Here is a 12,435-nt window from a genome sequence, read left to right on the forward strand (position 1 = left end):
ACACTACACCAAATTTTCTTTTAAAATCGGATCAAATATTTAGGCACAAAAAAATCCCTCGAAATCAAATTCGAGGGATTTTAAAAAAACCAAACATCCAAAAAGAACACAATCATAATCGTAACTTGGATAATAAACTTGGCAACCGTGCTCGACAGAAACGCAAAGACCGTTCCTGTGCCAATCTTCAAGGCTGCATTTACGTCATTTCTAATGACATACTCTGTGATGAACACCAACACAAAGGGCACGATGATGATTCCAAAAGGTGGGACCACAAAAGCGCCGACAATAAGTCCGACAATCGCCATCCTTCCACCCCATTTTGATCCGCCTCTTCTCTCCACAAAATACATATTTGCCACAAAGTCCGCTGCGAAGATCAACACTGTGAGAACGATCAGGCTTCCCCACGACCAAAAACCCAATGATCCTAGAAAGAATTGATAGGTAAAGAAACCGAGCCAGACCATCAAAATCCCCGGGATGACCGGATAAATAAGTCCCACAAAACTCAATAAGAAAAATCCAATAATAACAATCCAAAGTAAAGTGTCCATCGTTTCTCCCTCATGTTCGTTTTGTAGATTTTACCCGATATAAGAGTTTTTAATCAAATCACAGGAGGGTAACAGGTAAGTAAATGGGAGGATTGATGTTATGAGTCCGAAGCATGTATTAGCTTTGCTCACTGTTACTCTGTTCCTCATAGGATGCACCAATGGAGATGAGCCGATGGAAACCGAAGATGAAGTCCAGTCGCCAAGCTCTCAAGATACGAATGATACAAAACAAACCGTGACACATCATGCAGAAGAGGAAGGGTACGCCATGAGTGGTCACCTCTTTCAAACAGAGCATGGAGACCATTTCGCCCTTCTCAATCGTGAGAATACTAGGGACTATTCATTGTACGAAGTCGTTCATCCTACTATGATCCAAATTGTATCTAACCTGACATTGGATGGAACCGAAGAGAGTGTAATTGGCATCGACGCTAACAGCGGGTATGTTTACTCCATGTATGTGTACACTGAAGAAACAGACCTGGCTTTAGCTCTTGATGATGGTGCTTACGTCATGTTTTATGATCAAGAAGACAATGTGATTGAAGTGAAGCATGAAGAGTGGTAGAGCAATGTGGACAGGATAGAGGCATTACTCATCCAATGCAAAAAAAGACATGGATCCGGTTCTCCATGTCTTTTCGTTGTCCGATTATTTTTGAAACAGAGACACTAGCTTTCCGATCGCCCCTTTAGGCTTTTGCTTTTGCACTGCCATTTCCAACCGTTCGTTGAATTCGTTTTGCGAACGCCACTCCTTCTCCTGCTGTTCACGTATCGCTTGAAGTTCTTTGTGGAGCATGTCGCTCTTTTCCTTCTCCTGCTCAAGAAGAGACTCGTAATGCTCCTTTTGCTGATTGGTTAATTTTTGGATGTTAGACTGGGTTTTCTGCGAAGAGTTTCCGATCGCGGAACTGATCACATGGTGATCCTGCTGAAGCTGGGAGACGGTCGATTTTAAGTTCGCCATTCCTTGTGCTAGTTCCATATTCGCTTCCCGTGTTGCCGCAAGCTCCTTAGCCAAAAACATGATCGATTCCTTTAGCTGAGTTGGATCTTGAGGCAGGTTGTTGTATGTATCGGGTATCGCTACGTCCGTGGTCTGATAGTTTGCCAACCGTTCTTTTTGATCCGCTACAAGATCTTTTGCAATCTCGTCTAAAGGCTTGTCCGTATCGCGTATCGCTACGAGTGCATCAATGTCTGTTTGTACAAAGATCCGGCGGTCCCGATCTTTAAAAAATTCATAGCCGTTGCGTTCCAAGATCTGACCATACTTCCGTACTGTAGGTGTGGCGATCCCTACTTCTTCCGCCACTTCCTTTGTCGTATAAGACCGTTCATTTGCTTGTATATCGTGTCGCATATCGTCGAACCTCCTTGTTACTTCTTAATATGAAGGTTTTCAGACTATTTTGCAAGGGTATATCGCATGCGATACAAAACAATTTGCAAACAAACACCTCACCTGCTTTTTCTCATCTCGTATGCGATACGGATCGCCTGTATCGGGCAGCAATATTCTCATTACCTTACCGTTCTTTTGATGTGATTTCGTTTTTTTGAACATATCGCTTTGATGTCGCTTCCTCACAAACCCCACTCCCCTCCTCCACCTCCACTACGTTACTTTCTTTCAAATTAGGGAATAGCTCCACTAATGTTCTCAACAATAGATAAGGAGCTGAATCAGATGATTAGAAACGAACAGTTACATGGACGGGTAGCACTCGTCACAGGAGGTGGCTCAGGCATTGGAAAGGCATCAGCCATCCACCTTGCTCGAGCAGGAGCGAAGATCGTACTCGCAGACCTCAAAGAAGAGGATGCAAAGGATACAAAAGAAGAAATCGAAGCGATCGGCGGGGACGTCATGGTGATTGAAACAGATGTGTCCAAAGAAGACGAGATCGAGCAATGTTACGATCAGCTTATTAAACGTTTCGGTAGGCTCGACGTCATCTTTGCCAACGCCGGCGTGAACGGAAGAATCACTCCGATTGAAGATATGGACGTAAACGATTGGACTCAAACCATCGATACGAACCTAAAAAGCACCTTCCTCACTGTAAAACACGCCATCCCTCATCTAAAAAAAGATGGAGGTAGCATAATCATAACGAGCTCCATAAACGGAAACCGAGTGTTCTCCAATTTCGGCTTCTCCGCTTATAGCACATCAAAAGCAGGACAAATGGCGTTCGGAAAAATGGCAGCCCTTGAATTAGCCAAATATCACATACGAGTGAACATCATCTGTCCCGGGGCAATCCAAACAAACATCGGCGAAAATACACACCCTGAAAACGAAGAGCTAAAAAAGATAAAAATCCCCGTGGAATACCCCGAGGGAGGCAATCAGCCATTGGAGCACCGCCCGGGCAAACCGGAGGAAGTAGCCGATCTTATTCTCTTTCTCGCATCAGAAGCATCCAGACACATCACAGGTACAGAGCTCTTCATCGACGGTGCAGAGTCCCTACTCTAAACACTAAAAGACGGTTCTTTCGTTTCTAAAAAGAAACAAGAGAACCGTTCCTACCTTGCCAGTGCTCTCAAATATTTCAGTGGTGTTGATAAGATTCTGTGTTTAATTTCGGATTTTGCTCTTGTCACAAGTTTATAGGTCTGCATGGAGTTGATCTCCAAAATCCATATATTCAAATTTGCATCAATAATAACATCGATCCCTACATCACCTACATGCCTACCTTTGGATTCAACAATTTCACAAGCGCAAATGCAAGTTGTAACGAGTTTTTCGTATAAAGCTTTTGTTTCATCCACATCTAATCCAAGGCTTTCCTGAATGCCTTCGAGCCCGTAATATAGACCCGACACAGCGTTAGTAATTATCATCCCTCGCAAACCGACCCTTGAGACAATGCCGGTATTCACCCATTTTTTATGTTCGTTCTTTTGAAGGATAACTCGATGATCAATAAGTTTGTTCCCCAAATATGATTGAACACTTTGTTGAAGAATGTACCTTTTACGCAACTTTTGACGTTGAAACACCTTCAACAGTTCATCTAACGTTTCACTTGTATGCTTTACACCTCTAAAGGTAATTAATCCATACCCTTCCTCTGTTTTGAACAAGTTAAAACAACCGAGCCCGAAGTTCGCGTTCATAGGTTTTAAATAAATGGAATGGTGTCTATCAATCATCGAAGCTACTTGACTCAATTCAGACAAAAAAACAGTTTCGGGAGTTTTGTTAAACCCCTCTTTTTTAAGGGATTTATAAAGTTTCCATTTGTTCATCGTAAATGAATTAAACACCTTGCCTTTGGTTGCTTTTTTTAGTCTACGAATGGTTTTCTTTTTGACTTCCGCTCGTCTAAAAATTGCACTTGGCATTGGAAGAACCTCTTCTTTCCACCCACCATCATAATAAAACCCCTTAACAGTCTTGCTTTTGAAGTTAATTCCTTCTTCACTGAACAAATAGACAAGTCCACTTTCTTCAATGAATTCTTTCACGGGGGCTTCCCATATTGATCGATAACTCGAATTTTTTAGCCTACTAACGGTTCGTTTTGAAATTAAAACACCCACAAGAGGGCCTATGTTGAGAACACCCTCATTATACTTCAGCTCATACTTTACAAACTCAGGCAGATTGATCCTCATAAGAGGTGCAGGTAATAAAACATCCGCTTCGTTTACTTGACTAGACTTCTCAATATGAACATCTACTTGCAGCGCTCCTATCTGCACCTGGATGACTTCGTTATCCAAGAAGCCGAAATGATCAAAAATCTCTCTTGAAACAACCACTATGTTCGCTTTGTTTGTTGAACCGATCGTGACAAACAATACGACCACTCCCTTCTACTTTATACAATGAACGTACAAGTAAAAAGAAACGGTCAGGAGCGGATAGTCTACACAACAATGTCAAACATCTCCGGGTATCTATGATCTTAGATTTCATCTTCACTTAAGCACTACGACAATGATCGAATCAGATTTGTCGCCTATACTTCAATCCTATTGACTTGAACCCAGACGTTACCTGACTTAGGAGGCAAACGAAAAAAAGACGGTTCTTCGCTTCTCGAAAAAAGCGTAAGAACCGTCCCCACCTATGCCCCAACAGGCATCCGTTTCAACCCTTGGTACGTCAGCGCCATGACCACAAAACCAATGGCGCTTGGTAAAAACCACATCGTAATGCCCGGAAAGTAAAGAGCACTATGATATATGAGTGTAAGTCCGACCCCAACAAGGATCGGTAGATAAAACTTCGTCACACCTAGTAGAAAAGAGAACTTCAAGTACTCCAAGAAACGCAAGTCAAAGTGGACGAGAGAAGGAAATAGGAATGTAACTGTTAAAAGAAAGAGCGTACTTGTCGCGATAAAACCAACCACCAACACGAGCTGAAGAACACCATCAGCAAGCATCATGTACTGATAATTAATGAACAAGATCCATGCATAAAGCACAATCAAATATCCGTACACGTTCGCTTTCAAAAACTCTTTTTTGTAGCTTTTCGCGAAGGTTTTCATGAGGGGAATCCCCATTCCATCCATTAACCACTTTCTGATTACAGCCAACAGTGCCGCTGTTGCAGGAAAAATACCCAGCACTCCTAAGCCCAGTACGGTAAACAAAAGCCACAATCCATTGAGGAACACGACCCTCACAAACACATCTAACGATTGTACGATTTTGTCTACAACTACATTCCCAGACATTCCAATCACCTTCCTCGTTCTCTCTTGCTTTATCTTAGATGAACAGTCACCTGTTTGATTTCTCCGTTACGTAGAGCGACTGCTAATGGTCCTTTGAGGCTGTCTGCTTCCACTTCCTCGACCGTTCCATCCACCCATACGACTTCAATCAATTGAGGCTTCACGCTATCTTTGCCATACGTATCTGATTTAGTTTCGTTGATATATTTCACGTTCGTGTTACCTAAGAACGTAAACGATACATGGCCTTCTTCATTGAACATCCACCCTGGTAATGAAGGAGCCAGTTTGCACGTAAGCTCTTCCCCTTCCATACGGAACGGACGACCTCCTACCATCATTGTAAACCAAATTGACAAATGTTCCACCGTTGATCCGCTCAATCTGGAAACAAATCCGCGACCGTGAAGCTTTGGATCCGGGTTTGCACTACTTGCAAGGAACGAAGAGTTCTCAAGCGTACTTCTTCCGTACACATCTGGATCTAAGAACGGAACCATCGTCGTGTTGATATCGTTGAAGAATTCTGCAACCAAACCAGCCTTCAGCATGGCGTACAAGTATTTATATTCCATGTGCAAAAAGATTGATTCATTTTCAAGCCAACCTGGCGTAAACGCTTTGACCCTTCCGAGCTCATTTGGTTCATCTTTAATCGGTGCCGATGTTTTATACATCTTCAGCTTGCGATCGAAAATCTCCGAGGCACGAACCCCTTCATAAATCTCCTTCGCACGCGCTTCATCACCACACACTTTGAGTGACTTCACAATTCCTTCAAGGAACGGTGCGACCGGACGTGGCTCTAAAACAAGCTCTTCAACGACCGGTAGCTCAGTAAGCTCCTCTTTCGGCTCAAAGTAGAAGTAGGTTGGAGGTAGCGGGTCTCCGAAGGACGTCACGTTTTTGATTCCTTCTTCCACTCGTTTTTTCAACAGCGTCAAGAATCCGCGGGCTTGATCCATCGTAAAGGTCGTTTCTTCACCACTGATACCAGCGTAAATCGTTTCACGATACGTCTCTCTTAAGGTAGAGATACGGTTCCAACGCTCGAGATCAACGAAAGACTCTCCTGCTTTTTCTGCACGTTCGATCTCGTCTGCTACACTCGTGAGGAACTCAGCAGCCTCCACAGGCAAGCTGATCATTTCGTCCGCTTCCACCTTCAGAAGCATACCTAACAAGCGGTCCACTTCAAACAACTCGGACGTACTCGCCCCAAGCATACCTGGTAAGCCATTTAAGGAGTCATTCCATCCAGGCTTTCCGGCTTCCATCTCCACACCTAATCCTTGAGGTGCAATAGTGGCTGTTTTCACCAATGAAAGAAGCATAAGCTTCCCATAAAGGCTCGTTTCGTAGACCGATCCTTTACCGTACTCCGTTTGAATCCAGAGAACACCATTGTTCTTCTTCGCCTCTGCCATTTTCGCCTCGTCATGGGCAATGGCATTGTATTGACGGAGCTTTCCGTTTTCAAGGGTGTACGTATCCGCTCGCTTGTTTATCCTTACTGGGCTTTCAAAAAAGCGATACCCACGATTAAAGAAGAATGAAGCTTCTTTATCCGGATAAATGCTCAAGTAGCTATCGATTAAATCCAAGTTGTACGTCCAGTGGTCCATCCAGAAGCCTTCTCCAAATGTTGCTTGGAAGCTTTCTTCAGACTTCGTTACAACATCGGTTAAGAAGTCGTCAAAGGCACCTTTAATCTCGATCCCTTTGTCTTCAAGGAAGTGCATCAGCTCACCTGGTGTAAATGAATCGCTTAAGAAGTCTTGAACAGACGATACATCTTCTTTTTCCAAGTAAGAGCCAAAATCAACATCAGCAAGACGCTCAAGCGTAAAGCGAACCCCTTGAACAGCTAACGGATTGTATCCGTCCAACTGAATCAGGTTCATAAACATCTTCACGTTGTAATCTTCCACTTTAGGGTTAAGAAGAACGTCACAACGACGGTTTTGGTTCATATCGCGGTAGTTCCCGTTCCCTTGAGAATAATAGGTCGGACTTAAAGAGAAGAAGTTGTAGTCGCGCTCCAAATCACCGTGTTTACGAGAATACAAGTAGTAGATCTTTCTCTCTCCGTCTTTCTCAAACACGTGAGGGAATCCACCACGAAGGCCGTTATCCAAGTAGCTTTGGCGAGTGTAAGCATCAAAACGAGAAACGCCTGTGCTCGTCTTCACAGCTTCGGTCAATCCGTTTGTCATATCCGACGCTTTTTCTTTTAGCTCTTTTACTCGAGCCACCGTTACGGCTTCAGCGAACTCATTCACTTTACCAACAGAGGTGGCTTGTCCAACAACGGTCATGAGCTCCACTTCTTCACCCGGGTTAAGCTCTACATCTACAGGTGAAAAGCCGCCAGAAACTTTATTCGTTGTAGTCTGGTCTTCTGTTTCCATGTGAGAAATCCCTTTGTTCATAAACGTAAGGGGGGTAAATAGGGAAGAGTCATCGCCGAACACCACGTCTCGGTCAACAAAAGGAGTTACGCGCTTGTCTTCACCTCGGTACACCACATGACTCATGAAGAAGTTTCCTTCGTGAACGTCTTTTACTTCAGCCGTATCTTCCATACTTCCTCTAAGCGTATAGAATGGAACGCCGCTTTCACGGTTTCCTACATCAAACCAGCTTTTGATTGTATTCCCCAGTTCTTTGTAAGCCTGATTGGATACGCCACTTGGCATGATCGCAGGCAACCCGTCAAGGGCTTCGAGGCGAATCGTTTGATCGGACGTATTCTTAATACGCACGTGACGAACGAGTCCGGCTAATGGAGATTCAGGTAAAATGAAGTACTCAACGGAGAGTTGAACACCTTCAGTCGGGTGATCGTACGTTAACGAGAGCGTATTCTCAGCCATTTCCATCGTTTCTTTCGCCTTCGTTTGAGGGGTTGAAAACGGCTCTAGAAATGTAGTTTCTTCACCTCGGTGGATGTTTAAAAACGTACGGAACCCTTGCACTCTCGTATGTTGATACGATTTATCCGCAGGAAGGAACTCGAGAATGGCGTGATCTTTATCTTGTACACCAAAGCTCGCAATTCCTTGTCCTCGGTTTACATAAAATACCCACATTGGTACCCCGTGAACACCTGCAATACCAGGCAAAAAGCTAGAAAATGGTGGCTTTTGTTGGTAGTTATTCATTTGAAATGGTGCTTGTTTCGTTACGTTTTGCATGATGTCAACTCCTTGTCCTCACATGATGTAGGTTGCAATGGATCTTGGTTTTACAACAACATCGGCTGAAGTGCCTTCCATGTTGATCGTGAATGATTTCTCTTCTTCGCTTTCATTTAACACAACCATAACGGTTGAATTGTCTTTGTTTTTAAATGCCGTCATGGACAATCCTTCGACATTCGAGTCGAGGTGAACGCGCTTTGCCAGAGGTTTAATGTATTTACTAAAATGACCAATCATATAGTACGAACTATTGTAATGAACCTGGTCTTCTTTCGTGTCCACAATGATCGGTGCGTCACAATAGTTTCCTACGTGGTTTGGTCCACCCTCTTCATTTAGGACCAAGTTCCAATCAATGAACCCTTCAAGCCAGTTGTTCATGTCTCCAATGATGTTTCTTGCATAGCGCTCTCCTGTGTGCCACGCACCGAGTTGTACGCCCCCTTCAATACATCCTTCTGTAAACAACAGGTGTTTGTCAGGGAATTTCTCGTGAACGATCCCCAAATTCTCGAACTCTTCGGAAACGTACCAGTGGTTCCCTGTCCCCCATACGTATTTGGCCGCATCAGGATCAGACAATACTGTTTCCGCTCGTTCAACGATAATATCACGGTTGTGGTCCCAAATAACGATCTTCTTGTCTTGTAGGCCGTTCTTTTCAAACGTCGGACCTAAATGATCTTTAATGAAGTCTCGCTCTTCTTCTGCAGTATACAAACAAGAATCCCACACTTGCTTTGCTGCTGGTTCGTTTTGAATGCTCACGCCCCAGATCGGGATGCCTTCTTGTTCCATCGCTTCGATGTATTTTACATAGTAGTTGGCCCACACGTCACGAAACTCGGGCTTGAGCTTTCCTCCGTGGTTCATTTCTCCGTTTGTTTTCATCCAAGCCGGAGGGCTCCAAGGAGACGACAAGAGGGTCAGCTCTTCTTTTGCTTCTTTAACCGCGTCTTTAATAAACGGAATAACAAGTTCGCGCTCTCGTTCAATGGAAAAAGAATCAAGAGACGTGTCCCCATCCTCCACATACGTATAATTACCAAGAGCAAAGTCGCAACTATGAATGTGCGTACGGCCAAGTGTATAACCTAGACCTGTGTTTTTATTAAAGTACGCCTTCACAATATCTTCTCTATGGGACGAAGATACTTGAGATAAGCTATATGCTGCCGCTTCTGTGAAGGCTCCACCAAACCCCATCCATTCTTGGTATTCAATTGATGGATCAACTGTCACGTGATGAGCACTTGAGTTGCTCTTTTCTTCACAAACAACCTCATTTTCTACCCACAGCTGCTCTTGATCTTTCACAGATTCAATGACTCGAATGGTCTTCTTCATGCAATTCGCCTCCAACACTTTTGAAGGCATTGAAAAAGTTGAAGTCCGAACTTTTTCAGTGCCCTCTCTTTAATAGGCACTAGAAAAAGGTAAAAATTTACTTTTTTTTCTAGTGCCTTTATTTGAATGGCAATGGCTCCACTCGGTTGCGCGCCTGTTACGAGAAACCCACTCGTATCAGGCTTTCAAAACAGGCAACCGTTACGCTCATTGCTTCGCAAGTATTGAAAACGTTAACGTTCGAACGTTTTCAATACCTTTATTTGATGGCAATGGCTCCAATCGGTTGCGCGCCTGTTACGAGAAACCCACTCGTATCAGGCTTTCAAAACAGGCAACCGTTACGCTCATTGCTTCGCAAGTATTGAAAACGTTAACGTTCGAACGTTTTCAATACTTGCTCTTACTTCACTGCTTGTTTTTGTACGGAACGATTGGCTACGATTTCTTTATATCGTTTGGCACTATCTTTCCAGTACCGTTGTTGTGTATTAAAGTCCACGTAGAAAATGCCGAACCGTTTTTCATAACCAAATGCCCACTCAAAGTTGTCTAGTAAAGACCAGAGGTAGTAGCCCGCAATGTTCATGCCTTCGTTTTCAAGTTCACAAACTGCTTGAATATGCTTTTCCATATAGGCCGTTCGTTCTTTGTCGTGAACCGATCCGTCCTCTTCCAACACGTCATCATAAGCAGAACCGTTCTCTGTAATGAAGATTGGCAGCTTCGTATATTCCATGCGTAGGCGATAGATGAGCTCCTTGAATTCCTGAGGAGATACGTCCCAGCCCATGCCTGTTTTGTCATAGTCCGAATGAGCGTCAGTGAAAAGGAACTTCTCACTTCCTGCAAATTCTACTAGGCTACGATTGTAGTAGTTGATCCCGAAGAAATCACACTCGACTGAAATCGTTGCCAGATCTCCTTCATGAATAAAGCTGTAGTCATGAATATAAGAGGAGAACAAGTTCATCATATCCATTGGATACGCACCTTTAAATAATGGATCTAAGAACCAACGATTCGTATAGCCATCTGCGTTATTAATGGCAATCTTGTCGTTTGTAGACGTTGTCGGCGCATACACTGGCGTTAAGTTCAACGTAATTCCGATCGGCGTCTTTGAACCTAGGTCCTTTTTTAGAAGCTCAACGGCTTTACCATGGGAAAGTAAAATGTGGTGAGCCGCCTTCACCCCTTCTTCAATGTTTCGGTGACCTGGAGCATGGTGTCCCATATGGTAGCTCAAGAAGCTCGCACACCATGGCTCGTTATGGGTAATCCAAGACTCAACGTAAGGATCAAGTTCGCGGAAACACACTTCAGCGAATTCCAAGAACCAATCCACTGATTCACGATTCACCCATCCACCCTTGTTGTATGCCCACATTGGAAGGTCCCAGTGATAAAGGGTCACAACAGGTTTTATTCCTTGTTTGATTAACTCTTGAATAATGGAACGGTAAAAGTCCATTCCTTCTTCGTTATAAACCCCTTGTTCAGGGAAAATTCTTGGCCACGCAATGGAAAAACGATACGAGCCAACACCGAGCTCTTTAATTAGCTGAATGTCTTCTTTGTAGCGGTTAAAGTGATCACACGCTACTTGACCGTGATCGTCGTTCCATACCTTCCCCGGTGTTTCAGAGAATGTATCCCAGATGGATAACGATCGCCCGCCTTGATCGTATCCTCCTTCGATCTGGTATGAAGATGTTGCTGTTCCGAACACAAAGTCCTTAGAAAACTTGGACACAAGGACCACTCCTTTTGTAATTTATTCTTTTACTGCTCCTGCTGAAATACTACTAATGATGTATTTGGAGAGGAATAGGAACGCAACCATAATTGGTACTACCGAAATCGCGATTCCTAAATACATGGATCCTAAGTTTTCTGCTACTTGAGACCCTCTCAATGCGCCCATCATAACAGGCAACGTATACTTTTCTGGACTGAACAAGACAACTAACGGCAAGATGTAGTTGTTCCATGATCCGATGAATGTAAAGATGGCCATTGTCGCAACTGCCGGCATCATGATCGGTAAGCCGATTTTGTGGAAAATTTTGATCTCACCGGCTCCATCAATTCTAGCCGCTTCCAATAAAGATGGGTGCATAACCGTCATCAAGTACTGACGAAGGAAGAACACCACAAATGGTGCAGCAATTGGTGGAATAATCAATGGAATATACGTGTCGAGTAAGCCCATAACACGGACTAAGTCGAAGAATCCGATTAACCCTAGCTGACCTGGAACCATCATGAGGACCAACATCAAGATGAATAAAAAGTTCTTACCTTTAAACTTATAAACAGCGAACCCGAACGCTGTAAGGGCACTAAAGTACGAGCTCAACAACGTTACTGATACAGCAACAAACAAACTGTTGGCAAACCCTCGCCATAAATTCATGTATTGAATCAAAGTGTCATAGTTTTGCATAAGCGCGGTTCCCGGTATTAACGTGAACCCCTGCTGAAGAATCTCGGAATTTGTACGGGTTGCATTCACGATCATCATATAAAACGGGATAAAGCTTATAATCACAAGTAGCACTAAAACAGCATACAAAATCCCTTTTACGATGTTGTTTTTCTTCATGA

Annotated in this window: 10 protein-coding genes; 2 read left to right on the forward strand and 8 right to left on the reverse strand. The window is 43.6% G+C overall.

Annotation, left to right across the window (positions count from 1 at the left end; genetic code table 11):
* Positions 1-80 precede the first annotated feature (80 nt).
* A complete protein-coding gene (locus tag G476_RS0118010; protein WP_026691326.1) occupies positions 81-560 on the reverse strand; it encodes a DUF456 domain-containing protein in 480 nt (159 codons plus the stop codon).
* Between the two features lie 100 nt (positions 561-660).
* Between G476_RS0118010 and G476_RS0118015 the strand changes: the two genes are divergently transcribed.
* On the forward strand, positions 661-1,134 hold the full coding sequence (locus tag G476_RS0118015) for a hypothetical protein (RefSeq protein WP_026691327.1): 474 nt from the start codon (positions 661-663) through the stop codon (positions 1,132-1,134).
* 84 nt (positions 1,135-1,218) lie between these two features.
* On the opposite strand, the gene G476_RS0118020 is transcribed toward G476_RS0118015, so the two are convergent.
* Complete coding sequence (locus G476_RS0118020) at positions 1,219-1,932, reverse strand: MerR family transcriptional regulator (RefSeq protein ID WP_026691328.1); 714 nt, start codon at positions 1,930-1,932, stop codon at positions 1,219-1,221.
* A 327-nt stretch (positions 1,933-2,259) separates the two neighbouring features.
* Here G476_RS0118020 and G476_RS0118030 point away from each other — a divergent pair, with 327 nt between their 5' ends.
* Positions 2,260-3,054, forward strand: coding sequence for an SDR family oxidoreductase (locus G476_RS0118030; RefSeq protein WP_205620307.1), 795 nt, complete (start codon positions 2,260-2,262; stop codon positions 3,052-3,054).
* A gap of 50 nt (positions 3,055-3,104) precedes the next feature.
* Here G476_RS0118030 and G476_RS0118035 read toward each other — a convergent pair whose 3' ends face one another.
* The 6 genes from G476_RS0118035 to G476_RS0118060 all read right to left on the reverse strand — a co-directional run bounded on the left by G476_RS0118035 (position 3,105) and on the right by G476_RS0118060 (position 12,433).
* Positions 3,105-4,388: a YheC/YheD family endospore coat-associated protein gene (locus tag G476_RS0118035; protein ID WP_026691331.1), complete on the reverse strand. Its 1,284-nt coding sequence runs from the start codon at positions 4,386-4,388 to the stop codon at positions 3,105-3,107.
* Between the two features lie 269 nt (positions 4,389-4,657).
* The gene (locus tag G476_RS0118040; RefSeq protein ID WP_026691332.1) at positions 4,658-5,275 is read right to left on the reverse strand and encodes a YesL family protein; all 618 of its coding nucleotides are present in this window, start codon (positions 5,273-5,275) and stop codon (positions 4,658-4,660) included.
* Positions 5,276-5,304: 29 nt separating this feature from the next.
* Entirely contained in the window at positions 5,305-8,472 is a 3,168-nt protein-coding gene (locus G476_RS0118045) for a hypothetical protein (RefSeq protein WP_026691333.1), read from the reverse strand.
* An 18-nt stretch (positions 8,473-8,490) separates the two neighbouring features.
* Positions 8,491-9,825: a glycoside hydrolase family 30 protein gene (locus G476_RS0118050; RefSeq protein ID WP_026691334.1), complete on the reverse strand. Its 1,335-nt coding sequence runs from the start codon at positions 9,823-9,825 to the stop codon at positions 8,491-8,493.
* A gap of 403 nt (positions 9,826-10,228) precedes the next feature.
* Positions 10,229-11,581, reverse strand: coding sequence for a GH1 family beta-glucosidase (locus tag G476_RS0118055; RefSeq protein ID WP_026691335.1), 1,353 nt, complete (start codon positions 11,579-11,581; stop codon positions 10,229-10,231).
* A 21-nt stretch (positions 11,582-11,602) separates the two neighbouring features.
* Positions 11,603-12,433 (reverse strand): carbohydrate ABC transporter permease, encoded by an 831-nt coding sequence (locus G476_RS0118060; protein ID WP_026691336.1) that lies wholly within the window; start codon positions 12,431-12,433, stop codon positions 11,603-11,605.
* Between the last annotated feature and the right edge of the window lie 2 nt (positions 12,434-12,435).

Origin of the sequence: Alteribacter aurantiacus DSM 18675 (assembly GCF_000429705.1) — a bacterium.
Lineage (GTDB): Bacteria > Bacillota > Bacilli > Bacillales > Salisediminibacteriaceae > Alteribacter > Alteribacter aurantiacus.